Annotated in this window: 20 protein-coding genes; 10 read left to right on the top strand and 10 right to left on the bottom strand. The window is 72.7% G+C overall.

The features are described 5' to 3' along the window. Positions 1 to 154 precede the first annotated feature (154 nt). The 4 genes from ACFRCG_RS35040 to ACFRCG_RS35055 all read left to right on the top strand — a co-directional run bounded on the left by ACFRCG_RS35040 (position 155) and on the right by ACFRCG_RS35055 (position 3,732). Positions 155 to 1,288 carry an MBL fold metallo-hydrolase gene (locus ACFRCG_RS35040; RefSeq protein WP_380039030.1) on the top strand — a complete coding sequence of 378 codons (1,134 nt, stop codon included), beginning with the start codon at positions 155 to 157 and terminating at the stop codon, positions 1,286 to 1,288. 37 nt (positions 1,289 to 1,325) lie between these two features. Beyond that, positions 1,326 to 2,006, top strand: coding sequence for a response regulator transcription factor (locus tag ACFRCG_RS35045; RefSeq protein ID WP_380039032.1), 681 nt, complete (start codon positions 1,326 to 1,328; stop codon positions 2,004 to 2,006). Next, positions 2,003 to 3,370 carry a sensor histidine kinase gene (locus ACFRCG_RS35050; protein WP_380039034.1) on the top strand — a complete coding sequence of 456 codons (1,368 nt, stop codon included), beginning with the start codon at positions 2,003 to 2,005 and terminating at the stop codon, positions 3,368 to 3,370. Before ACFRCG_RS35045 ends, ACFRCG_RS35050 begins: the two co-directional genes overlap by 4 nt. A gap of 92 nt (positions 3,371 to 3,462) precedes the next feature. Continuing rightward, entirely contained in the window at positions 3,463 to 3,732 is a 270-nt protein-coding gene (locus tag ACFRCG_RS35055; protein ID WP_380039036.1) for a hypothetical protein, read from the top strand. A gap of 121 nt (positions 3,733 to 3,853) precedes the next feature. On the opposite strand, the gene ACFRCG_RS35060 is transcribed toward ACFRCG_RS35055, so the two are convergent. From ACFRCG_RS35060 to ACFRCG_RS35080, 5 genes are all read right to left on the bottom strand, one after another. After that, positions 3,854 to 4,873, bottom strand: coding sequence for an ABC transporter ATP-binding protein (locus ACFRCG_RS35060; protein WP_380039038.1), 1,020 nt, complete (start codon positions 4,871 to 4,873; stop codon positions 3,854 to 3,856). Further along, positions 4,870 to 5,967: an ABC transporter ATP-binding protein gene (locus ACFRCG_RS35065; protein WP_380039040.1), complete on the bottom strand. Its 1,098-nt coding sequence runs from the start codon at positions 5,965 to 5,967 to the stop codon at positions 4,870 to 4,872. The genes ACFRCG_RS35060 and ACFRCG_RS35065 overlap by 4 nt, the downstream gene beginning before the upstream one ends. Continuing rightward, positions 5,967 to 6,941 carry an ABC transporter permease gene (locus ACFRCG_RS35070; protein ID WP_380011495.1) on the bottom strand — a complete coding sequence of 325 codons (975 nt, stop codon included), beginning with the start codon at positions 6,939 to 6,941 and terminating at the stop codon, positions 5,967 to 5,969. The genes ACFRCG_RS35065 and ACFRCG_RS35070 overlap by 1 nt, the downstream gene beginning before the upstream one ends. Before the next feature lie 140 nt (positions 6,942 to 7,081). Beyond that, the gene (locus tag ACFRCG_RS35075; protein ID WP_380039042.1) at positions 7,082 to 8,842 is read right to left on the bottom strand and encodes an ABC transporter substrate-binding protein; all 1,761 of its coding nucleotides are present in this window, start codon (positions 8,840 to 8,842) and stop codon (positions 7,082 to 7,084) included. Between the two features lie 52 nt (positions 8,843 to 8,894). Beyond that, a complete protein-coding gene (locus ACFRCG_RS35080) occupies positions 8,895 to 9,899 on the bottom strand; it encodes an ABC transporter permease (protein WP_380039044.1) in 1,005 nt (334 codons plus the stop codon). A 467-nt stretch (positions 9,900 to 10,366) separates the two neighbouring features. Between ACFRCG_RS35080 and ACFRCG_RS35085 the strand changes: the two genes are divergently transcribed. The 4 genes from ACFRCG_RS35085 (at position 10,367) to ACFRCG_RS35100 (ending at position 15,061) form a co-directional block, all read left to right on the top strand. Then, positions 10,367 to 11,278: a dihydrodipicolinate synthase family protein gene (locus ACFRCG_RS35085; RefSeq protein ID WP_380039046.1), complete on the top strand. Its 912-nt coding sequence runs from the start codon at positions 10,367 to 10,369 to the stop codon at positions 11,276 to 11,278. A gap of 159 nt (positions 11,279 to 11,437) precedes the next feature. Then, on the top strand, positions 11,438 to 12,847 hold the full coding sequence (locus tag ACFRCG_RS35090) for an aldehyde dehydrogenase family protein (protein WP_380039108.1): 1,410 nt from the start codon (positions 11,438 to 11,440) through the stop codon (positions 12,845 to 12,847). 188 nt (positions 12,848 to 13,035) lie between these two features. Next, positions 13,036 to 13,779, top strand: coding sequence for a GntR family transcriptional regulator (locus tag ACFRCG_RS35095; RefSeq protein WP_380039048.1), 744 nt, complete (start codon positions 13,036 to 13,038; stop codon positions 13,777 to 13,779). 13 nt (positions 13,780 to 13,792) lie between these two features. Next, on the top strand, positions 13,793 to 15,061 hold the full coding sequence (locus ACFRCG_RS35100) for an alpha/beta fold hydrolase (RefSeq protein WP_380039050.1): 1,269 nt from the start codon (positions 13,793 to 13,795) through the stop codon (positions 15,059 to 15,061). A gap of 72 nt (positions 15,062 to 15,133) precedes the next feature. Here ACFRCG_RS35100 and ACFRCG_RS35105 read toward each other — a convergent pair whose 3' ends face one another. The 4 genes from ACFRCG_RS35105 to ACFRCG_RS35120 all read right to left on the bottom strand — a co-directional run bounded on the left by ACFRCG_RS35105 (position 15,134) and on the right by ACFRCG_RS35120 (position 17,782). Continuing rightward, positions 15,134 to 15,277, bottom strand: coding sequence for a hypothetical protein (locus ACFRCG_RS35105; protein WP_380039052.1), 144 nt, complete (start codon positions 15,275 to 15,277; stop codon positions 15,134 to 15,136). A gap of 106 nt (positions 15,278 to 15,383) precedes the next feature. Next, positions 15,384 to 16,112, bottom strand: a complete 729-nt coding sequence (locus tag ACFRCG_RS35110; protein WP_380039054.1) for a TetR/AcrR family transcriptional regulator — start codon at positions 16,110 to 16,112, stop codon at positions 15,384 to 15,386. A 114-nt stretch (positions 16,113 to 16,226) separates the two neighbouring features. Next, positions 16,227 to 16,706 carry a carboxymuconolactone decarboxylase family protein gene (locus tag ACFRCG_RS35115; protein ID WP_380039056.1) on the bottom strand — a complete coding sequence of 160 codons (480 nt, stop codon included), beginning with the start codon at positions 16,704 to 16,706 and terminating at the stop codon, positions 16,227 to 16,229. Continuing rightward, entirely contained in the window at positions 16,703 to 17,782 is a 1,080-nt protein-coding gene (locus ACFRCG_RS35120; RefSeq protein ID WP_380039058.1) for a dihydrodipicolinate reductase, read from the bottom strand. The genes ACFRCG_RS35115 and ACFRCG_RS35120 overlap by 4 nt, the downstream gene beginning before the upstream one ends. A 223-nt stretch (positions 17,783 to 18,005) precedes the next feature. Between ACFRCG_RS35120 and ACFRCG_RS35125 the strand changes: the two genes are divergently transcribed. Both ACFRCG_RS35125 and ACFRCG_RS35130 read left to right on the top strand, forming a co-directional pair. Beyond that, a complete protein-coding gene (locus ACFRCG_RS35125) occupies positions 18,006 to 18,659 on the top strand; it encodes a response regulator (RefSeq protein WP_380039110.1) in 654 nt (217 codons plus the stop codon). 218 nt (positions 18,660 to 18,877) lie between these two features. After that, positions 18,878 to 20,968, top strand: a complete 2,091-nt coding sequence (locus ACFRCG_RS35130; protein ID WP_380039060.1) for a GAF domain-containing sensor histidine kinase — start codon at positions 18,878 to 18,880, stop codon at positions 20,966 to 20,968. Between the two features lie 531 nt (positions 20,969 to 21,499). On the opposite strand, the gene ACFRCG_RS35135 is transcribed toward ACFRCG_RS35130, so the two are convergent. Continuing rightward, positions 21,500 to 22,846 (bottom strand): acetyl/propionyl/methylcrotonyl-CoA carboxylase subunit alpha, encoded by a 1,347-nt coding sequence (locus ACFRCG_RS35135; protein WP_380039062.1) that lies wholly within the window; start codon positions 22,844 to 22,846, stop codon positions 21,500 to 21,502. Between the last annotated feature and the right edge of the window lie 3 nt (positions 22,847 to 22,849).

Here is a 22,849-nt window from a genome sequence, read left to right on the forward strand (position 1 = left end):
CGGGCGCGTGGGCGGCGAGCGCGAGGGGGCGGCAATGTGGGGGCCGGGCAATGGGTGCGGGCGTGGTGGATGCGTTGGGAATCGTGGTTTGGGGAACGTGTCACACCCGTCGTCGGTTGAAGTGCCTGAGGACGACACGAGGAGAGTGTGATCGATGGCGGGAATCCGATCGGCGGGCCGACTGGTCGCGGGCGGGCTGGCGTTGGCCGCCGCCGGCTGGGCGTTGCGGGACGTCCCGGCGGAGCTCGGCGGCAAAGCCGACGGCGAACGGCTGGCCCGCATGCGGCGCTCGCCGCAGTTCCGGGACGGCGCGTTCCACAACCCCGTACCCGCCGCCCTGGTCGCGGCCGGCAGCGCGCCCGGCCTGATCGCGGACCTGCTCCGCGACCGTGACCTGCGCCGACCCGCCGCGCCCGTACCCCTGGTCGCCGCCCCGACCGTGCCGCAGTCCCCGCACGGGGTGAGTGCCGTCTGGTACGGCCACGCGAGCACCCTGGTCGAGATCGAGGGCCGCCGCGTGCTCTTCGACCCGGTGTGGAGCGACCGCGTCTCCCCGTCGCAGCTCGTCGGCCCCCGCCGGATGCATCCGCTGCCGGTCCCGCTCGCCGCCCTGCCCACCGTCGACGCGGTGGTCATCTCGCACGACCACTACGACCACCTCGACCGCGCCACCGTACGCGCGCTCACCGCGACCCAGACCGCGCCCTTCCTCGTCCCGCTCGGCATCGGCGCCCACCTGGAGCGCTGGAACGTCCCCGCCGACCGCATCGTCGAACTCGACTGGGAGGAGGACGCCACGGTCGCCGGCCTGCGCTTCACCGCCACCGCGGCCCGCCACTTCTCCGGCCGCACCCTGCGCCGCAACGACACGCTGTGGGGCTCGTGGGTGGTCTCGGGCACCGAGCGCCGGGTGTTCTACGCCGGCGACTCCGGCTACTTCGACGGCTACGCCCGAATCGGCGCCGCGCACGGCCCCTTCGACCTGACCCTGATGCCGATCGGCGCGTACAGCCCGAGCTGGCCCGACATCCACATGAACCCCGAAGAGGCCGTCGCCGCCCACCTGGACCTGGGCGGCAACGTGCTCCTCCCGGTGCACTGGGCGACCTTCGACCTCGCCCTGCACCCGTGGGCCGAACCGGTCGACCGGCTGTGGCAGGAGGCCAAGGCCAAGGACGTACGGCTGGCCATCCCGCGCCCCGGGGATCGGGTCGACACCGACGACGCCGCCCAGGTCAGCCCGTGGTGGGAACTCACCCGCGGCCCGACCCCCGCCCGGAGCCACTGACCCGAGCCCCCGCCGGGCAGGGCCTAAGCTCACGATCATGCGTGTGCTCGTGGTGGAGGACGATCCGGATCTGGGTCGGGCCGTGGTGTCCGGATTGCAAACGGTCGGGTTCGCGGTGGACGCTGCCGCACGCATCGGCGACGCCGACCTCAAGGTCGCGGTCAACACCTACGACTGCCTGGTCGTCGACCGCGGCCTGCCCGACGGCGACGGGCTGGACCTGGTCCGCCGGCTGCGCGCGGCGGGCGCACGTACGCCGGTGCTGATGCTGACCGCGATGGACGCCGTGCCCGACCGGCTCGCGGGCTTCGACGGCGGCGCCGACGACTACCTTGTCAAGCCCTTCGTCTTCGAGGAACTGGCGGCCCGGGTACGTGCGTTGTGCCGCCGCGCCGAGCAGCCCCGGCCGCCGGTCTCGGTGATCGGCGACGTCGAGATCGACACCGCCCGCCGTCGGGTGCGCCGGGCCGGGGTGCTGCTCACGCTGACCGTGAAGGAGTTCGCGGTCCTGGAACTGCTGACCGCCCGCGCCGGACAGGTGGTGCCGCGCGCCGACCTGATCGAGTGCTGCTGGGACGAGATGGCCGAACCGATGTCCAACGTCGTGGACGCGGTGATCGCCCAACTGCGCCGCAAACTCGGCCCACCGGCCCTGATCGGGACGGTGCGCGGCGTCGGTTTCGTGATCGGCGCGGACGAAGCGGCCGGCACCCCGTGAGATTCCGCGCCCGATCGGCGGCCCGGGCACCGAACGCACCGCCCACCCGTGCCGGCCGGCCCCTCCGCCCCGCCGTCACCCGGCTGCGTCGCCTGCGCTGGACGCTGACCGCGCTGTTCACCCTCACCACGGCGGTCTGCCTGGTCGTGCTCGCCGTGGTCGCCGGATCCATCGACGGCCAGTCCCGGGACCGCGAGTTGGACAACGACCTCGACCGCCGCGTCTCGGGCCTGTCCCGGGCCCTCTACTACGAGGACGGGACGCTGCGCCTGGACTCGCTGCACGAGGACGAACTCGTCGAGGGCGACGTGGCGATCGCCGTGGTCGAATGGGATCCGGCCGGGGTGCCCCGACGCTCCTACGCCGAACCCGCCGACTCGCCGCTGCTGCCGAGCGCGGAGCAGCTGACCGAGATCGGCGCGGACGCCCGGGAGGTGCAGTCGGCGGTGGCCTGGGACGCCGAGGGGCGCGACGGCCGCACGGTGCGGGCGGCCGCGGCGCCGGTGTGGGAGGGCGACCGAGTCGACGCGGCGCTGATCGCCGTCGCCGACCCGGGACCCGGGCGGCGCGACCACGATCGGCTCGTGCGCTGGTTGTTCCTGGGCTGCCTCGCCCTGGCCGCGGCGGCGGGCCTGGCCGGGCATCTGCTGTCCGGGCGCAGCATGCGGCCCGCGCTGCGCACGCTGGAGCAGCAGGAGCAGTTCCTGTCCGAGGCCGCGCACGAACTGCGCACCCCGTTGGCCACGTTGCGTCTGGTCACCTCCGCGGGCGCGGCGGCGCCGGATACCGCGCCGAGGGAACTGGCCCGCGCGACGCGCCTGGTGGATCAGCTGGGCCGGTTGATCACCGGGTTGCTGGTGCGGGCCCGGGTCCAGGCCGGGACGCAGGAGGTGGAGCGCGAGGCACTGCGGCTCGATCAGCTGGTCGAGCAGGTGGTGGACGAACTGCCGCCGTCCGGGGCACGGTTCGTGGTACGGACCGAGCCGACCGTGGTGCGCGGCGATCCGGAGTTGTTGGCCCAGGCGGTGCGCAACCTGGTGGACAACGCGCTCAAGCACGGCGGCGGCGATGCCGCGATCGACGTCGAGGTCGCGGACGGCGCGATACGGGTGCGCGACCGCGGGCCCGGGGTGGCCGAGGGCGACCGCGAGCGGGTCTTCGAGCGGCGCGCGATGGGCCCGACGGGCGGTACCGGAATCGGCCTGGCGATCGTGCGCTGGGTGGCCGACCTGCACGGCGGCACCGCCCGCATCACCGACGCCCCCGGCGGCGGCGCCGTCGCCGAACTCCGCCTGCCGACCGAACAGCCCCCGGAATCCCGCCCCGAATCGCCCCCCGAACCCCGCGAACCCCGCGAACCCTGACCCGACCCGCCCCGGCGCCACCGATCCGGCCACCTCGAGGCCACATCAGCCGCATCACGAAATCCTCATGAACCCCGCGCCAGACTCTTCCCATGTCCGTCACCCCCGGCCACGGCGACTCCCGCCGCTCCGATACCCGGCGCCCGAAACCCTCGTCCCGCACCGCCCGTCGGGTGCTGGTGTCGATCGTGGTGGCCGTGGTGATCGTGATCGTGGTCCCGGCCGCGGTGTTCGGTCCCGACGCCGCCCGGCATGACCAACCGGCGCCGCGTCGGCCCACCGTCGAATCGGTGGGCAACCCCGCCTGGCAGCCGGTCGAGCGGGCCTGGCGGTGGTGGCACCGGAACACCGAACGTCGGTGAAGGGATCGGCCCTTCACCGGCGCCCCCACGGGGCGGGCGGCCTGCCAAAGCCATGACCGGCCGCCCGCCCCGCCCCCGTCCCCCATCCCCCCGTCCGGCCGCCCCCCGCCCGGCCGGGGTCCTATCCCCCCACCGGCGCCAACGTCTTGGCGGGCGACGGGAAGTGGCAGGCCACCCGATGCCCGGGATCCCCCGTCAGGGCGGTCAACGGCGGCGCGGTCGTCGCGCACACGTCCTGTGCCTTGTGGCAGCGGGTCCGGAAGTGGCAGCCCGAGGGCGGGTTGATCGGACTGGGCACGTCACCCGTCAAGCGGATACGTTCACGCCGGCCGCCGTCCGGCCCGACCGCACCGGGCACCGCCGACAACAGGGCGTGTGTGTACGGGTGATGCGCGTTCTCGTACAGCGCGCCGCGTTCCGCGCTCTCCACCACCCGGCCCAGGTACATCACCACGACCCGGTCGCAGAAGTGCCGGACCACCGCCAGGTCGTGCGCGATGAACACGAACGCGATGCCCAGATCGCGCCGCAGGTCCGCGAGCAGGTTGATCACCTGCGCCTGGATGGACACGTCCAGCGCGGACACCGGCTCGTCGGCCACGATCAGCTTGGGCCCGGCGGCCAACGCGCGGGCGATCCCGATGCGTTGCCGCTGTCCACCGGAGAACTCGTGCGGAAAGCGGTTGTAGTGCTCGGGGTTCAGGCCGACGGTGTCGAGGAGTTCCTGGACCCGCTTGCGCCGACCGCCGGGTGGGTCGATGTTGTTGACGTCCAGCGGGGCGCGCAGGATGCCGCCGATGGTGTGCCGGGGGTTCAGCGACGAGTACGGGTCCTGGAACACCATCTGGATCTGCGCCCGGATCGGCGCGAGTTCGCGGCGCGAGGCGTGCGTGATGTCCTGGCCCCGGTACCGGATCGTGCCCGCGCTCGGTTCGAGCAGGCGCGTGATCAGCCGCCCGGTGGTCGACTTGCCGCAGCCCGACTCGCCGACCAGTCCGATGCTCTCCCCGGCCTCGACCGTGAGGTCGATGCCGTCCACCGCGCGGACGGCTCCGACTCGGCGGCGGAGCAGACTGCGCGGCCCGGGGAAGTGTTTGGTCAGTCCCGCCACTTCGAGCAGCGGCGCCTCGGATGTGCTCATACGTTCTTCCCGCCTTCTCGCGCGTCGGGCACCTGCGCCCGCTCCTGCTCCCGTTCCGCGGACCCGGCTGCCGCCGGCACCGCCACCGACCCGGCCGCCACCGCCACGGGCACCGCCTCCAGATGACAGGCGGCCGCGTGTCCGCTGTCGCCCTCCCCCACGAGCACCGGCGCCTGGGTGCGGCACGGCGATCCGGGCCCCGCGATCACCTGGGCGCAGCGCGGGTGGAAGGCGCAGCCGGGCGGCGGCGCGAGCAGGCTGGGCGGTGCGCCGGGCACCGGTCGCAGCGGCCGGTCCAGCGGATCGGACAGCCGCGGCACCGAGGCGAGCAGACCCCGGGTGTACGGGTGCTTGGGGCTCTCCAACACCTCGGCGGCAGGGCCGAGTTCGACGGCCCGGCCGGCGTACATCACCAGCACCTCGTCGGCGACGTCGGCGACCACGCCGAGGTCGTGCGTGACCAGGATGATCGCGGTGCCCAGTTGCGCCTGGAGTTCGCCGAGCAGGTCGAGGATCTGGGCCTGGACGGTGACGTCGAGCGCGGTGGTGGGCTCGTCGGCGATCAGCAGGTCGGGTTCGCACACCAGCGCCATGGCGATCATCGCGCGCTGGCGCATACCCCCGGAGAACAGGTGCGGATACTCCCGGGCCCGTCGGGCGGCCTGGGGGATGCCGACCCGGTCGAGCATCTCGATCGCCCGGTCGAGCGCCTCGCGGCGGCCGGCGCCGGTGTGGCGCCGGTAGGTCTCCATGATCTGCGCGCCGACCGTGTAGTAGGGGGAGAGCGCGGTGAGCGGGTCCTGGAAGACCATCGACACACGTTGTCCGCGCAGGTCCCGCAGGGTGCGTTCGGACGCGCCGACCAGTTCGGTGCCGTCCAGGACGGCGCTGCCCTCGACGGTGGTGCGGGCGGGGTTGTGCAGGCCCAGGAGGGTGAGGTTGGTGACGCTCTTGCCCGAGCCGGACTCGCCGACGATGCCGAGGGTACGGCCGCGCTCGACGTCGAAGGAGACACCGTCGACGGCCTTGACCACGCCGCCCTCGGTGGCGAAGCGGACCCGCAGGTCGCGGACCGCAAGCAGCGGAGGGGTCATCACACACGCACCCGGGGGTCGATGACGGCGTACACGGCGTCCACCGCGACGTTGGCGAGCACCATGGCGGTGGCGGCGATCAGTACCACTCCGGTGATCATCGGCAGGTCGGAGTTGGCGACCGCGTTGACCGCGAGCTTGCCGATGCCGGGGATGTTGAAGGTGGTCTCGGTGACGACCGCGCCGCCGAGCAGCACGCCCAACTCGATGCCGTACACGGTCACCACCGGGGTGATCGCGCCGCGCCACGCGTGTTTCAGATAGACCTGACGCGACGTCAATCCCTTGGCCCGCACGGTGCGTACGTGGTCCTCGCCGAGCGCGTCGATCATCGACGCGCGGGTCAGTCGGGCGTACACCGCGGCCTGGACGCAGGCCAGCGTCAGCCACGGCAGCAACAACCCGCCCATCCAGCCGCCGGGATCACCGGTGAACGGGAGGTATTCGGGTTTGGGCAACCAGCGCAGTTGGTCGACCAATACGTAGCGGGCGATCACGCCGAGGAACTGGATCGTCACCGAGGCGCCGATCAGCGACAGCGCCATGGTGGACTTGTCCAGCCAGGTGCCGCGCCGCAGCGCCGCGAGCATGCCGATCATGACGCCGACGCCGAGGAAGATCACCGAGGCGCCGAGCGCCAGCGACAGGGTGGCCGGGAAGCGGTCGAGCAGGGTGTCGAGGACCGGCTCGTGGTTGACGAACGAGTAGCCCAGGCACGGCGCGGAGCAGTGCGAGGCGCCGAAGTCGCGGCCGGCGAAGACGCCGACGATGTAGTGCCAGTACTGCATCGGCACGGACTCGTCCAGGCCGAGGTCGCGGCGGATCAGCGCCAGCGTCTCGGGGGTGCAGGTCTTGCCGCAGGACAGCCGCGCCGGGTCGTCCGGCATCGCGAAGAACAGGAAGAAGGTGACGGTGAAGACGACGAACAGGATCAGCGCCGCGCCGAGCAGTCGCTGCACGAGGAATCGGAACATGGGGATGGGGCCCTCACTGGAGGTCGGACCTGGGGGTGGCCGGGCGGCCGGGCGGCCCGGCGGCGTGGGTGCCGCGGGCGGGAAGGGGGGAGCCTTCCCGCCCGCGCCGCCGGCCGGAGCCGGGGCCGCCTCGCCCGGGGCTACTTGACCCAGACGTCGATCGGGTAGGTCGAGCCGATGAAGCCGACCCGCACGCCGCCCAGGCCGGGGCCGTACAGGGTCAGTTGGCGCCGGTAGACGAACGGCACCACGGGGGCGTCGGCCATGATCTTCTTCTCCAGGTTCGACCACTCCTTGCCCGCGGCGACCACGTCCGACATCGCGGTGATCCGGTCCATCTCGGTGCTCATCGCCGGGTTGTTGTACAGGCTGTACACGGAGCCGTCGTCCATGATCTTGCGGCCGTCGAACTTGGCCGGGAGCACGGTCGCCGCGCTCGGCCAGTCGGCGCCCCAACCGGCCCAGTACAGGTCGTACTTGTTGTCCACCCGGCCGATCTCGGTGTAGTAGCTCTTGTCGTTGATCGGCTGCGGAACCACCTTGAAGCCCGCCTGCTGGAGGGCCTGGACGATGGTCACCGAGACCTGCTCCCACATGGGGGTCTGGTTGTACGCGTAGGTGATGGTGGGGTTGGGCGTGCCGGCCTCGGCGAGCAGCTGCTTGGCCTTGTTCACATCACCCGTGGGCGGTACACCCGCCAGGTCGTACGACTCGAAGCCGAGCACCGTCGGGCCCATCAGCGTGGTGGCGAACTCGCCGTAGGCGGGGCCGCCGAGGATCTGTCGCACCTGCTCCTTGGGGAACGCCGCGATCAGCGCCTGGCGCACCTTCGGGTTGGTCAGGCGCCGGTTGTTCATCTCGAAGTACTCGGTGTACGGGGTGGCCGCGTCCGCCGTGCGGGCCTTCAACTCCGGTGTGGTGAGCACCTGTTGGGCGACCTCGCGGCCGACCGCGACACGGAAGGTCATCGCGCTGCGGTCGTTGCCGTTCGCCGCGATCAGCCGCTCGTTGATCTGCTGGTTGGACGCGCCGAACTCGAACTTCCACTGATCGGGGTAGGCGTGCCGGACCGCGTCGGTGTTCGGGTCCCAGTGCTCGTTGCGCACCATGGTCATGGACTTGTCGATCTCGCGGCCGGAGATCTTGTAGGGGCCGCTGGAGAACGGGTGCTTGTCGTACTCGAGTTTGGTGTCCTTGGCGCGCGGCACCGGGGTGCTGGTGTGCATCGCCACCGCGAACGGGAAGTCTCCGCGCGGCGCGGGCAGCGCGAAGGTGATGGTACGCGCGTCGGGGGTCTTGATCGCGTCCAACTCGCGGCCCCCGTACGGGCCGTCGTAGACCGAGCGGAAGTCGGTGTTGCCGACCAGCCATTCCTGGATCCAGGTCGGGCCGCCGGTGATCTCCTTGGCGAAGGAGCGCTCGACGCCGTACTTGACGTCCTGCGCGGTGATCGGCGACCCGTCCTCGTACTTGAGCCCGTCCTTGAGGGTGAAGGTCCAGGTCTTGCCGCCGTCGGGGCTGGTGCCGGTGTCGGTGGCCAGGTCGCCGACCAGCGTGGTGTGGTCGCCCTCCTGCTTGTACGTGGTGAGCTGACGCGAGATCAGCAGTTCGGCGGTCTGCTCGTGCGAGACGTAGACGCGCGCCGGGTCGAGATGGTTGAAGTCGGCGCGCTCCAGGACCGTGGCGGTGCCGCCGGGCTTGGCGCCGGGGAGTTCCTTGGCCGGACCCTTCGACTCGGCGGCGGCGCCGATCGACACCGCGCGGACCTGGGCCTTGGGAGCGGCGCCCTTGCCGGGTCCTCCGCCGTCGGAAGTGTCGCCGCCGCTGGAACACGCGGCCGCGCCGAGGGCGAGGACCAGCGTGACGAGCGTGGCTCTGGTGGTACCGGTGCGCAGGGTCATGGTTCCTTCCGAGGGTTGCCGTGCTGGTGCGGTATCGCGAGGAGCGCGGTGGTCAGCGGTCGCTCTTCGGGTCGAGCGCGTCGCGGACCGAGTCGCCGAGCAGGTTGAAGGCGACGACGAACACGAGCATCGAGATGCCCGGCACGCACATGTAGGTGATGTCGGTCTTGTAGACCTCGGCGCCCTTGAGCAACATCCGCCCCCAGTCGGGGGTGGGTTCGACCATGCCCACGCCGAGGTAGGACAGCGCCGCCTCGGTGGTCACGTAGGTCGGCACCGCCATCGATGCGCTGACCAGGATCGGGGTGACCAGGTTGGGCAGCAGCTCGCGCAGCACCACGCGGCCGGGCGAGGCCCCGATCACCCGCGCGGCCTCGACATATTCGCGGCTGCGCAGGGACAACACCTGGCCGCGCAGCAGGCGGGCCACCGACGCCCAGCCGAACGCGGCGAGCACGGCGATGATCACCCCCGCCCGCAGTACCGAGGACATCTGTTCGCCGGGCTCGGTGAGCAGCGAGGTGACCACCGGCGTGAAAGCGATGAAGAACAACGTCGAGGGGAAGCTGAGCATCACGTCGATCACCCGGCCGACGACGAAGTCGGTGCCGCCGCCCAGGTATCCGGCGGTCACCCCGACCAGCACCCCGAGCACGGTGACCACCACGACCACGGCGAGCGAGATGAGCAGCGAGGTGCGGATGCCGTACAGGAGTTGGGTGAGCACGTCCCGGCCGAGGCCGGGTTCGATACCGAGCCAGAAGTCGCCGGAGATGCCGCCGTTGGGGGCGATCGGGAAGCCGAACTCGTTGAGCAGGCCGGGGCGGTTCTGGCCGTAGGTGGTGTACGGGTCCTTGCCGTAGAGCTTGGCGAACAGCGGTGCGCCGAGGCCCGCGACGACGAAGACGGCGACGACGCAGGCGGCGGCGATCCCGGTGCGGTCGCGCCGGAAGCGTCGCCAGGCGAGTTGCGAGGGGCGCAGCCCGGCGGGGGCCGGCCGGGTGATGGGCGGATCCTCCTCGACCGGCGGATCCGTGGGGGGCGCGAGGGTGGTCATCTTTGGCGAGCCTCTCGGGAGGCGGCGGGGTGGGTGGTGGTGGGGAACTCTGCCCACGGGTGATCCAAGGGTCAAGGTTTAGGTCGTGTCACATTTGAGGTGCGACATTGTATTTACCTTGTCTTTACCTTCCACCTGCGGCTTTACCCTCGCGGCCATTTTTTGGCCGCCTTCGGCAGAGGGCTGGCGCAACACTGGAGCCATGTGACATTGTACTGAGGTGACCGGAGCGGAGCCCTGCGACAACGACGTCGCACGAGCCGACATGGACCGGCACCGGCGCCGCACCCCCGGCCCCGGCGCCCGGGTGCCGGTCGTTCGCCTCGCCGACGACCGGCACCCGCCCTCCCCCGTCACCCGCCCCTCGGCCCGCGCCGAGCCCGCGCGAATGCTCACCGAGGGCGCCCGGGGGCCGCCTCCGCAGTGCGCGCCACCATCCGATTCGCCTCACCCGCCAAGGAGTTCCCATGTCCGCACCGACCACCACCGACCGCACCCTGCACCCCTGGCGCGGCCTCATGGTCGCCACCACGCTGCCGCTGCGGGCCGACCTGAGCATCGACTACGACGCGTTCGCCGAGCACCTGCGCGAGTTGGTCGAGGCGGGCTGCGACGGCGTGGTGCCCAACGGATCCCTGGGCGAATACCAGACCCTCACGCCGGAGGAACGCGCCCGCGTGGTCGAGGTCGCGATCGAGGCCATCGGCGGCGACCGGGTGATGCCCGGAGTCGCCGCGTACGGCTCCACCGAGGCCCGCCGCTGGACCGAACAGGCCGCCGAGGCCGGCGCCCGCGCGGTCATGCTGCTGCCGCCCAACGCCTACCGCGCCGACGACGCCGAGGTGCACGCGCACTACGCCGACGTGGCCGCCGTCGGGCTGCCGATCGTCGCCTACAACAACCCGTTCGACACCCGCGTCGACCTGTCCCCCGAACTGCTCGCCAAGCTGCACGCCGACGGCCACATCGTCGGCGTCAAGGAGTTCAGCGGCGACACTCGACGCGCCTACCGGATCGCCGAACTCGCCCCCGACCTCGACCTGTTGGCCGGTGCCGACGATGTGCTCCTGGAGCTGGCCGTCGGCGGCGCCAAGGGCTGGATCGGCGGCTTCTCCAACGTGCTGCCGACCGCCTGCGCCGAGCTGTACCACGCCACGCGCGCCGGCGAGCTGGTCCGTGCCCGCGAGCTGTACGACATCCTGCACCCGCTGCTGCGCTGGGACACCCGCACCGAGTTCGTCCAGGCGATCAAGCTCTCGATGGATGTGGTCGGCAAGCCCGGCGGCCCCTGCCGTCCCCCGCGCCGCCCGCTGTCCGCCGAGGCCCAGGACACCGTGCGCCGAGCCACCGAACGCGCCGTCGCCGCCGGGCTGAGCTGACCGACCCACCGGCCCCGACCGGCCGGCCCACACCCGCCTCCGGCCCGCGACGCCACCCTCGCCCACCCGGGCAGCGCTCCGGGTCACGCCCGTCGCGGGCCGCCGACCGGCCGCATCGACGCCAACCGCCCCCGCCGTTCCGTTCCCGAAGGGCTTGCCATCGTGACCACCACCACCGCACCGCCCGTCCGCAGCCACGACCCCGCGGACCCCGACACGCGGGTCGCCGAGGCTCCGGCCGTCGCGCCCGCCGACGTGCGTCGGGCCGTCGAGCGGGCCCGGATCGCACAGCGGGCCTGGCTCGACGCCGGCGCCGGCGCCCGCAGTACCGCGCTCGACGCCGCCGCCGACCGGATCGCCGCCGCGGCCGGCGACCTCGCCGACCTGATCGTGCGCGAGGTCGGCAAGCCGATCGCCGAGGCCCGCGGCGAGGTCGCCCGGGCCGTCGCGATCCTGCGCTTCAACGCCCAGCAGGCGTACGACCCGGTCGGCACCGTGCACGAACCCGCCGCCGGTCCCGGCCTGTTGCTCACCCGCCGTCGCCCGCACGGCGTGGCCGGGCTGATCACCCCGTGGAACTTCCCGCTGGCCATCCCGCTCTGGAAGGCCGCGCCCGCGCTCGCCACGGGCAACGCCGTCCTGCTCAAGCCCGCTCCGCAGGCCCTGGGCTGCGCGCTGCGCCTGGCCGAACTGCTGGCCGAGGTGCTGCCCGCCGACGTGTTCACCGTGCTGCCCGGCGAGGCCGCCACCGGCGCGGCCGTGGTCGAGGCCGCCGACGTGGTCTCCTTCACCGGCTCCACCACCGTGGGGCAGGAGGTGGTCCGCGCCGCCACCGCCCGGGGCATCCCGGTACAGGCCGAGCTGGGCGGCTGCAACGCCGCGCTGGTGCTCCCGGACGCCGACGTGCGCACCACCGCCGGCCAACTGATCGCCGCCGCGTTCGGCTACGCGGGCCAAAAGTGCACCGCCACCGGCCGGATCATCGTGGTCGGCGACCCCGAGCCGCTGCGCGCGGCCCTGGCCGCCGCCGTCCGCGCCCTGACCGTGGGCGACCCCCGCGACGCCGCCACGGTGTGCGGACCGGTGATCGGCGAGGCGGCCCGCGACCGGGTACGCGCCGCGATCGACGCCGCGACCGGCGCCGGCGCCGGGATCCTGGCCACGGGCCAGACCCCCGACAGCCCCGGCTGGTACACCGCCCCGACCATCCTGGAGCGGGTCCCCGCCGGCCACCCGATCCTGCGCGAGGAGGTCTTCGGCCCGGTCGCCGTCCTACAGACCGCCCCCGACCTCACCGAGGCCCTGGAACTGGCCCGCGACGTGCCGCACGGCCTGGTCACGTCCGTACACACCCGCGACCTCGACGCCGCGCTGACCGTGGTCGACCGGATCGACACCGGTCTGGTCAAGGTCAACGCGCCGACCACCGGCGTCGACTTCCACATGCCCTTCGGCGGCACCAAGGCATCCAGCCACGGCCCCCGCGAACAGGGCCGCGCCGCCGCCGACTTCTACACGTCGGTACGCACCGTGAGCCTGCTCCCGGCGGACCCCGCCGGCACGCCGTAGCCGCGCGGTCGACCCACGGCCGGCCCACTGCCGACCCGCGGCCGGACCCGCCGGGCGCCCGGTCGGCACACCGGCGCACAAAGAGATCACGACGGAAAGGAGGCTTCGGGCGCGGTGGCGGCTACGCTGTGCCATTGCACATCGTACAAAGGCCGGATCGTATCCGGTCCCGAGGAGGGACACACCAGATGAGCGCGGACGCCGAAGTATCGAGCGGGCACGTCCTCGGGAACGGCGCCGGGGACACCTCCGGCTCGCTGAACCTGCCGTCCGTGCGGGAACACCGCAGTCTGCGCGATCAGGTCACACACGCGCTGCGTGCCGCCCTGATCGCCGGCGAGCTGCGCCCCGACGTCGTCTACTCGGCACCGAGCCTGGCCGCCCAGTTCCGCGTCTCGGCCACCCCCGTGCGCGAGGCGATGCTCGACCTCGTCAAGGAGGGCCTGGTCGAAGTGGTCCGCAACAAGGGCTTCCGGGTGACCGCGCTGTCCGGCCGCGACCTCGACGAATACACCGAGATCCGGGCGCTGATCGAGATCCCCGTGATCGAACGCCTCGCCGAGACCGCCGACCACGCGGCCCTGGAGGCGCTGCGCCCGGTGGCCGCGGCCATCGTGGCCGCCGCCGAACGCCGCGACCTGATCGGATACCTGGAATCCGACCGCCAGTTCCACCTCGGCCTGCTCGAACTCGGCGGCAACCGCCGCCTGGTCGAGGTGGTCGGCGACCTGCGCAAGCGCTCGCGGCTGTACGGCCTCACCCGACTCGCCGAACGCGGCGCGCTGGTCGCCTCGGCCCGCGAACACGAGGAGATCCTCGACCTGTTGCTCGCCGGAGACGCGGCCGGCGTACGCCGCGCGATGAGCGAACACCTGGGCCACATCCGCTCGCTCTGGTCCGACCGGGCGGGCGAGTCCACACCGGAAGACTAGGGCGAACTCCCCCATGAACCACCGATACACGATCACCGACCACGTGTTCCCGCTGCCGCTGGACCACCACGATCCGACCGGTCCCCGGATCGACGTCTTCGCCCGCGAGGTCGTCGATCCCGCCCGCGCCCACGAGAAGCTGCCCTGGCTGCTCTACCTCCAGGGCGGCCCGGGCGGCAAGTCGCCGCGGCCGATCTCCGGTTCCCCCGGCTGGCTGCGGCACGCCACCAGGACCCACCGCGTGTTGCTCCTGGACCAGCGCGGCACCGGACGCAGCACCCCGGTGACCGCGCGGGCCGCCGCCCGGTTCCGCTCCGCCGACGAACTGGCCGCCCACCTCGCGCACTTCCGCGCCGACTCGATCGTCGCCGACGCCGAGGCGATCCGCCGCGCGTTGTGCGACGACGAACCCTGGGAGACGCTCGGTCAGAGCTACGGCGGCTTCATCACGCTCAGCTACCTGTCACTTGCCCCGGAGGGACTGCGCCGCTGCCACATCACCGGCGGCCTGCCCGGCCTGTCCGCCACGGCCGACGACGTGTACGCGCTGACCTACCCGCGCATCCGGGACAAGAACGCCGAGTTCCGCGAGCGCTACCCGGACGACGTGGCCCGGCTGCGCCGGATCGCCGACACGGTCGCCGGCGGCGGCGTGCGACTGCCCGACGGCGATGTGCTGACGGTGCGTCGACTGCGCACCCTGGGCCAGGTGTTCGGCATGGGCGACGGCTTCGAGCGGGTGCACTGGCTGCTCGACGAGGCGCTGGACCCCACGACCGGCGAACTTTCCGACACCTTCCTGCGCCAGGTGGCCACGCTGACCGGGTTCGTCGACAACCCGCTGTACGCGGTGCTCCAGGAGCCCATCTACGCCCAGGGCGCGGGCCCCACCGGATGGGCCGCCGAGCGAACCCACACCGCGCTGGCGGACTTCGCCGACGACGCGGACCCGCTGCTGCTCACCGGCGAGACCATCCACCCCTGGATGTTCGACGAGATCGCCGGCCTGCGCCCGTTCGCCGAGGCCGCCCACCTGCTCGCCGAGCGTGCCGACTGGGCGCCGCTGTACGACCCGGCGCGGCTGGCCGCCAACCGGGTCCCGGTCGCGGCGGTCGTCTACCACGACGACATGTACGTCGACGCCGGCCTGTCCCTGCGCACCGCCCGCGCGGTCGGCGCGCTCCGGACCTGGGTCACCAACGAGTGGGAGCACGACGGCGTCACCGCCTCCGGCGACGCGGTCCTGTCCCGCCTGATGGACATGACGGCCGGCGTGCTCTGAGCCCGCCCGCACCACCTCGAACCCGAGTCGTGCCGCGTCCGCGCGGCACGACTCGATCGTGTCCGCGGGCGGTTACACGGACCGGAACGGGCGCGTGGAGTCGGACGTGGTCGCCACGACGCGGGACAACACCTCGCGCGTGGTCGCCACCTCCTCGGCACCGAGCCGTTCGGCCGGGCGGCGTTCCGCCGACGCCCCGTCTTCGACAACGACCACGCCGGCTTCGTCGGGCCGGCCGCCCCCGGCCGGGGCTCCAGCGAGACTCGGCCCGGCGGGCGACCCTCGAGCCGCGGGCCGCCCGACCGCCGCGCGCACCCGCGCCTCACGCCGGCGGCACGAGCAGCGTGTCCACGATCCGGCGCACCCGGCCCGGCGCGTCCGCGTCGCCCAGGCGCAGCGCGGTGTTGGCCGCGGTGAGCACCGCGTCGATCTGGAACGCCGCCAGGTCCGCGTCGGGGTCCACGATCTCGCCGGCCTCGACGGCCTGGCGCACCTCGCCGGCGAGCAGGGCCAGCCAGCCGCGGTGGTGTTGCAGCAGTTCGTCCCGGACCGGGCCGGGCCGGCTGTCGAAGTCGGGGAGGTTGGCGGCCCAGAAGCAACCGCCGGCGAACAGCGGCGTCTCGGCGTAGCCGATCCAGTGCTCGATCAGCGCCCGCAGTCGCGCGGCGCCGCGCGGGGCGGCGGAGGCGGGACGCACGACCGCGTCGAGGAAGGCGGCGTGCGCCCAGGCCACGGCGGCGAGCTGCAACTTCTCCTTGGAGCCGAAGAGGGTGGCGATGCCGCTCTTGCTCAGCCCCAGGTCACCGGCCAGTCGCCCGATGCTGAGACCGTTCAGCCCCTCCATGGAGGCCACGTCGACGGCGTGCCGCGCGATCACCTGCCGAGCCCGAGCGCCGCGCAACAGCCGTCGATCGGTCGTCCCTGACGCGACCGGATCCACCGGATCCACCGGCTCCATCGGCTCCATCGGGTCGAGCGGATCGACGGCATCGGCCGGATCCACCGGCTCGCGGGCCGGCCCGGCTGCCGAATCGGGACGTGTCGGACTCATACCTCCATCGTCCCACGCGCCTCCCGATCCATACGAACGCTCGTACGGGGAGGGATCCCGTCCCGGTCGCCCGCCGACCGGGCGACCGGGACGACCGCGCCCGGCCGATCGGCGTCAGTCCCGCGTCAGCACGCACACCGTGTCGAGGCCGAGCACGTGGTTGAGCCGGCCGAACGCCAGCCAGGAGCCGATCGCCATGCTCAGCTCGACGATCTCGACCTGGCTGTACAGCGCGGACATCCGGGCCCAGAACTCGTCGTCCAGGTTGTGGTGGTCCTCCGCGTAACGCTCGGCGTACTCCGCGGCCATCCGGGTGCGGTCGTCGAAGACCTCGGTGGTGCGCCACTGCGCGACCGCCTCGTCGAAGCCGTCCTCGACCTTCTCCCCGTCCCGTTCGGTGCGCCAGTCCAGGCAGAACACACAGCCGTTGATCTGCGCGATGCGCAACCGCGCGGCCTCGAACTCGCGCAGGCCGAGCGTGCTGTGGTCGTAGACCTTCATCGAGAAGGTCGAGGCGGCGATGCCGATCTCCGGCACCATCTCGCCCCAGACGTAGGCGATCGGGTCCTTGTCCTCGGGGATGTCGATCCTCATGCGTGTTTCCTTCCGAGTTTGCCCACGGCCGGCCGAAGGGGGATGTCGAGTGCGTCGTAGAGCCCGGGTTCGGCGGCCACGAGCCAGTCGATGGCGCCCACCAGGCGCCCGACGGCGGTGGCGTTGCCGCCTGCGGATCGGTTCTCGCCCTCGTCCGCGGCCTCCACCGTGACCTCGATCCGCGGCCGGCCCTCGATCACCACGCGGTGCGCCCCGGCCCCGTCGGGCGGCGTCGGCCAGTCGGGCGCACAGGACGGGTGGATCCGGGTGACGTGTTCGATCACGATGCGCGGTTCGCCCTCGACGATGCCCTGCACCTCGAACCGCACCGCGCCCTGCGTGCCCGCCGCGAACTCGCCCATCGTCGAGGTCCGCACCGTGCTCTCCAGCGCCCGACGGTCCATCGTCTCGCGGATCTCGTCGAGTTCCACGCCGAGCGCCCGGGCCATCAGCCGGATCTGCCCGCCCCACACCATGGTCGGCATGTCCGGCCACAACATCGGCGCGCCGTAGTCCATGGGTTGGCCCATGCCGACCAGGTTGCGGACCGAGTCCTCCTGGTCGTAGGTGGAGTAGTCGAAGATCTCCTGGCAGCGGATCGCGTCGACCGTGGTGCCCAATCCGCTGATCAGCAGTGGCAGTACGTCGTTGCCCCACCCCGGGTCGACGCCGGAGACGAACAACGAACCGCCGCCCGCCGCGATCGCCGCCAGCACCGGATCGCGCAGCTCCGCCGGGGCGTTGGTCGGGTCGTAGAGCGCGTACAGGGCGGGCGTGACCACCACCGCGCCGGCCTCGATCGCCCGCACGATGTCGGCCAGCGCCTCGTCGGGGCGGATGTCGCCCGACGCCGCGTACACCACGGCCCCGGGCCCGGCGGCGAGCACCGCGTCGATGTCGTCGGTCGCCGCGACCCCCAGCGTCGCGTCGAGTCCGGCGAGTTCGCCCGCGTCGCGGCCGACCTTGTCGGAGTTGTGCACGAGCACCGCCGCGAGGTCGAGCGCCGGGTGGGCCTCGACGGCTCGAATGGCCGCGCGACCGACGTTGCCGGTACCCCAGACAACCGTGGAAATCATGCGCTGGAGGGTAGCGACGGGTGCCGGCGGTTCCTAGGGCCATGCCCGGAAAAGCTGACCGGTTGGGGCAGTTGCGCCACAACCGGATCGATCGGCGGGCGCGGCACGGGCTCGGAGCGACCGGGTGACCGCGCCGGCGTCGCAACACGCGGAACTTACGAGATGTAACGGTCTGTTCACGCGTAGTATGTACCGCGTGGTTGGTGAATGCGGGTCCGTGCCGCTGCGAATCGTGATCGTCGACGATCATCCGCTGTTCCGCGCCGGCCTGCGGGCGGCCCTGGAGAGCGCCGGTGACATCGTCGTGATCGCCGAGGTGGAGACCGCCGCCGCGGTGATCCCGGCGGTCGCCGAACATCGGCCCGATCTGGTCGTGATGGACCTCAACCTGCCCGACGGTTCGGGCATCGAGGCCACCCGCGCCCTGGTCGCCGACACGCCGGTGCCGGTCCTGGTGCTGACCATGTCCGACGACGACGGCAGCCTGCTCGCCGCGATACGCGCGGGCGCCGGGGGCTATCTGGTCAAGGGTGCCGCCCGGGACGAGGTGCTGCACGCCGTACGTACCGTCGCCGCCGGCGGCGCGGTCTTCGGCGCGCAGACCGTACCCCGGCTGACCGCGCTGCTCGCGGGCACCGCCGGGCGCGGCGGCGAGCGGGTCTTCCCCGAGCTGACCGACCGCGAGTGCGAGGTGCTCGACCTGCTCGCCCGCGGCCTGGACAACCGCCGCATCGCGCGCCGGCTCTTCCTCGCCGAGAAGACCGTACGCAACCACATCACCCACATCTTCGAAAAGCTGCACGTGAGCACCCGCGCCGAGGCGGTGGCCCGGGCCCGTGACGTCGGTCTGGGCGCCGACCACCCCACCGAATCCTGAATCGGCGCCCGTCGAGGCCGCTCCCCGCTCACCCGGCCCCTCGGCGTCCCGAACCACCTCGGGACCGCCTCGGGACCGCTGCCTCCCGCGCCCGGGACCACGGGAGCCGCATCCTGGAGCCGGCGAACGCAGATGGCACCAACGCGTCGGATCCGCCGGGGGCGGACCGGCTCCACTCGTCCGCGACGTCCCCCGCCGACGTCCCGTGAGGAGGCCACATGCCCATCACCGCGCTGGAGCAACGGGCGGGACCCGTCCGGGTCTACGGGGCGGGCGCCGTCAGCCTGCTGAGCTGCCTGGTCGCCCTGGTTTTGCTGATCACCCACCTCGACGACCCGCGCCTGGCCCCCAACCCCGGCCTGACCGGTGTGTTCGTCCTGCTCGGCTGCGGCTTCGCGCTGTCCGGCCTGTTCGTGCTCGCCCGTCGCTCCGCGCCCGGTCTGGGCCGCCTGCTGCTCTATACCGGAGTCGCGGTCACCGTCGGCTACGCGGTCCTGCTCGGCGCGGTGTTCGCCGACGCCGGTCCGGGCTGGTCCGCCTTCGCCATCGTGCTGTGGCTGATCGCCGACACCGTGTACCTGTTCACCATGTACGCGCTGCCCCTGTGGCTCCCCGACGGGCGATTGCCCCGCTCCCGCGTCGTGCGGGTCTGGGCCGCGCTGGTCGTGGTGTGGAGCGCGGTACACGCCTACCGGGACTACGCCGGCTTCGACTGGTACGGGCTGCCCGGCTTCCTGGACCAGGGCGTGTGGGCCGACGCGGAACGGTGGCTGAACGAGTGGGTCACCCCGCACCAGGATCTGATCCCGCCCCTGGTCATCGCCGTGAGCCTGACCATGATGACGGTGCGCTGGGTGCGCTCCCCCGGCCCGCACGCGGTGCGCTTCCTACCGCTGCTGCCCTACGTGTTCTGGCTCGCCGTGGAATTCCTCGGCTACCACCTCGAACTCTCGGACTCGGTCTACAACTTCCTGATCTACGGGGGCATCGTCGTGTGGCAGCTCTCCTTCGCGTACGCCTTCGCCCGGGACCGACGCCGACATCTGGACCGCTCCGTCTCCCGGGCGTTGGCCGCGTTCGCGCTGGCCGCGGTGCTCATGGGCGGATACCTGGCGATCGCCGTGCAACTGTCCGACCGCCTGCCCGGCGCCGACAGCTCCGGCGCCATCGTGGTGGCCGGCGGCGCGCTCGTCATCGGTGCGCTGCTGCGCCCGACCGTCGGCTGGGGCGCGCGCCTGGTCGATCGCTTCTACTACGGCGAACGCGCCAAGCCCTACCAGGTGGTCCGCGACCTGGCCGAACAGCTCAGTCGCGCGGTCGCTCCCGGCGCGGCCCCCGAGTTGCTGTGCCGCACCGTCGTACACACCCTCGGCCTGCCCGGTGCGAGCGTCGTCGTCGACACCCGGCGCGGCGAACGCGAACTCGCCCGGATGGGCACTCTCCCCGAGGACCGCACCGAATTCCCGCTCGCCTACGAGGGGACCGTCATCGGCCGGTTGTCCGTACCGCCCCGCGTCGGCCAGACCACGCTCGACCGGCAGGACAAAGACCTGCTGCGTTTCCTCGCCGACCAGGCCGCCCCCGCCGTCGCGTCGCTGCGCCTGTACGAGGAGTTGCAGGAGAGCCGGGAGCGCATCGTGCTCGCCCGCGAGGAGGCCCGCCGCCGGTTGCGGCACGACCTGCACGACGGCCTCGGCCCCGCACTGTCCGGCACCCGCCTCCAGGTCGACACCGCCCGAGCCTGTGTACCCCCCGACACCCCCGCCGCCGGCACCCTCGTGATCGCCTCGCAGGGGATCGGCGAGGCGATCACCGAACTGCGCCGGATCACCGACGGACTCGCCCCCGCCGCGCTGTTGCGCCTGGGCCTGGCCGGCGCGCTCCGCGAGGCCGCACACCGCCTGGACACCGGCCGCGACGGGCACCCCCGGATCGAGATCACCTTCGAACCCGACCCGCCGCCGGAACTGGCCCCCGCCGTCGAGGTCGCGGTGTACCGGATCTGCGGCGAGGCACTGAACAACGTGGTGCGGCACGCCCGCGCCCGGCGCGCCGCGCTCGCGGTCCGGATCAGCGAGACCCGGGTCACCGTCGAGATCACCGACGACGGTGTGGGCCTCACCCCCGACCCGGCCGGCCCCGATGCCGCCGGCGGCGGGGTGGGGTTGCGCTCGATGGCCGATCGGGCCGAGGAACTGGGCGGCACCTTCACCGCGACCCGGGACGCACAAGGCACCACCGTGCGTGCGGTGATCCCGCGCCCCGGCCCACACGCCCGGGACATGCCCCGGACCGGGCCGGGACCGTGATCACATGCGCCCGGGACGGCGCTGCGTGAGAGTGGAGGAGCGGTCGCAGAACAGGAGCACCGCATCCTCACCCGACTACTACGGAGGACGACATGTCGCACCACCCCCACCCGAAGGGCGAACAGCCACCCGAGCCGAATGGGATCGACAAGGCCGCCTCGTGCACTCCGCCGAACCCGAAGTGCTTCGTGCTGCCCGACCCGAGCGAACCGGACGAGCCGGGTGGTGAACACCCGTCGAAGCCGGGGAAGCCGGGGAAGCCGGGGAAACCGGGCAAGCCGCACCGGCCGTCGGCACCGGGCAGTCCGCACACTTCCGATCCGGGCCACCGCTACCCACCGTAGGCCCGGCACACCAGCGGAGCGCCCATCGTCGCGGATCCCGATCGACCCGGTCGGGGACATCGGGATCCCGACATCGGGAAACAGTCGAACAACGAGAAACTCGCCCCCATCGCGTCCGGCGATGGGGGCGAGATCGTGTGGACATCCGGCGCACCGAAACCCCGTCGACGCGCCGGATGCCCCGTCGTCAGGACGCCGACCGTCGATCGAGCAGGGTCGTGTCGTGGCGGCCCGCCCGGAAGTCCGGGTCGTCGAGCACGTCGGCGAGCAGCCCGGCCGTGGTGTGCACGCCCGGTCCCTCCACCCGCAGCTCGCCCAGCGCCCGGCGCATCCGGGCCAGCGCCTGATCCCGGTCCTGCCCCCACGTGACCACCTTGGCCAGCAGCGAGTCGTACTCCGGGCGGGCCTGCGCCCCCGGGTACGCGTGCGTGTCGACCCGGACGAACGGCCCGCCCGGCGCCCGGAATCCGGTCAGCGTGCCGGGGCAGGGCGCGAAGTCGCGCGCCGGGTCCTCGGCGTTGATCCGACACTCCACCGAGGCCCCGCGCCGCTCCACCCGATCCTGGTCGAAGCCCAGCGGTTCCCCGGCGGCGATGCGCAGCTGCTCGCGCACGATGTCGATCCCGGTGACCATCTCGGTCACCGGATGTTCCACCTGGATCCGCGAGTTCACCTCGATGAACGCCGCCTCCGCGCCACGCACCAGGAACTCGAAGGTGCCGGCGCCGCGATACCCCGCGGCCCGGCAGCCGGCCACCGCGTAGCCGGCCAGTCGATCGGCCAGGCCGGCGGGCAACTCCGGGGCCGGCGACTCCTCGATCAGCTTTTGATGTCGACGCTGCACCGAACAGTCGCGCTCGCCGAGATGCACCACGTTGCCGTGCCCGTCGGCCAGGACCTGGATCTCGATGTGCCGGGCGCCGTACAGGTATTGCTCCATATATACGCGGTTGTCGCCGAACGCCGCCTGGGCCGACGCGCGCGTGGCCCGAAACGTGGGCAGCAGCGCGCCGGCGTCGCGCACCACCGCCATCCCCCGGCCTCCCCCGCCCGCGACCGCCTTGACGATCAGCGGGTAGCCGATCCGCCGCGCCACCTCGGCCGCCTCGTCGGCGGTGCCCACCGGCTCGCGCGAGCCCGGCACCACCGGCAGCCCGGCGTCGGCCATCATCCGCCGGGCGGTGGACTTGTCGCCGAGGCGGGCCATCACCTCGGCCGCCGGGCCGACGAAGACCAGCCCGTTCTCCGCGCAGATCGTGGCGAAGTCCGGGTCCTCGGACAGGAATCCGTATCCGGGATGCACGGCCTGCGCCCCGGTCAGCCGGGCCGCCTCGATCACCGCCGGAGCGTAGAGATAGCTCCGGCGCGGATCCGCCGGGCCGATGTTGATCCGCCGGTCGGCGGCCCGCACCGCGGCCGAGTCCGCGTCCACCCCCGAGTGCACCACCACGCTGGTGATGCCCATGTCACGGCAGGTGCGCACCACACGCAGCGCGATCTCGCCGCGGTTGGCGATCAGTACGGTGTCGAACACGGT

Source organism: Embleya sp. NPDC056575, assembly GCF_042793325.1.
Lineage (GTDB): Bacteria > Actinomycetota > Actinomycetes > Streptomycetales > Streptomycetaceae > Embleya.

What these genes read in the sequence shown, in the direction of transcription:
- ACFRCG_RS35075 (WP_380039042.1), bottom strand. Translation starts at nt 8,842, where the DNA reads ATGACCCTGCGCACCGGTACCACCAGAGCCACGCTCGTCACGCTGGTC.
- ACFRCG_RS35100 (WP_380039050.1), top strand. Translation starts at nt 13,793, where the DNA reads ATGAACCACCGATACACGATCACCGACCACGTGTTCCCGCTGCCGCTG.
- ACFRCG_RS35095 (WP_380039048.1), top strand. Translation starts at nt 13,036, where the DNA reads ATGAGCGCGGACGCCGAAGTATCGAGCGGGCACGTCCTCGGGAACGGC.
- ACFRCG_RS35085 (WP_380039046.1), top strand. Translation starts at nt 10,367, where the DNA reads ATGTCCGCACCGACCACCACCGACCGCACCCTGCACCCCTGGCGCGGC.
- ACFRCG_RS35080 (WP_380039044.1), bottom strand. Translation starts at nt 9,899, where the DNA reads ATGACCACCCTCGCGCCCCCCACGGATCCGCCGGTCGAGGAGGATCCG.
- ACFRCG_RS35120 (WP_380039058.1), bottom strand. Translation starts at nt 17,782, where the DNA reads ATGATTTCCACGGTTGTCTGGGGTACCGGCAACGTCGGTCGCGCGGCC.
- ACFRCG_RS35110 (WP_380039054.1), bottom strand. Translation starts at nt 16,112, where the DNA reads ATGAGTCCGACACGTCCCGATTCGGCAGCCGGGCCGGCCCGCGAGCCG.
- ACFRCG_RS35045 (WP_380039032.1), top strand. Translation starts at nt 1,326, where the DNA reads ATGCGTGTGCTCGTGGTGGAGGACGATCCGGATCTGGGTCGGGCCGTG.
- ACFRCG_RS35115 (WP_380039056.1), bottom strand. Translation starts at nt 16,706, where the DNA reads ATGAGGATCGACATCCCCGAGGACAAGGACCCGATCGCCTACGTCTGG.
- ACFRCG_RS35130 (WP_380039060.1), top strand. Translation starts at nt 18,878, where the DNA reads ATGCCCATCACCGCGCTGGAGCAACGGGCGGGACCCGTCCGGGTCTAC.
- ACFRCG_RS35065 (WP_380039040.1), bottom strand. Translation starts at nt 5,967, where the DNA reads ATGACCCCTCCGCTGCTTGCGGTCCGCGACCTGCGGGTCCGCTTCGCC.
- ACFRCG_RS35040 (WP_380039030.1), top strand. Translation starts at nt 155, where the DNA reads ATGGCGGGAATCCGATCGGCGGGCCGACTGGTCGCGGGCGGGCTGGCG.
- ACFRCG_RS35060 (WP_380039038.1), bottom strand. Translation starts at nt 4,873, where the DNA reads ATGAGCACATCCGAGGCGCCGCTGCTCGAAGTGGCGGGACTGACCAAA.
- ACFRCG_RS35055 (WP_380039036.1), top strand. Translation starts at nt 3,463, where the DNA reads ATGTCCGTCACCCCCGGCCACGGCGACTCCCGCCGCTCCGATACCCGG.
- ACFRCG_RS35070 (WP_380011495.1), bottom strand. Translation starts at nt 6,941, where the DNA reads ATGTTCCGATTCCTCGTGCAGCGACTGCTCGGCGCGGCGCTGATCCTG.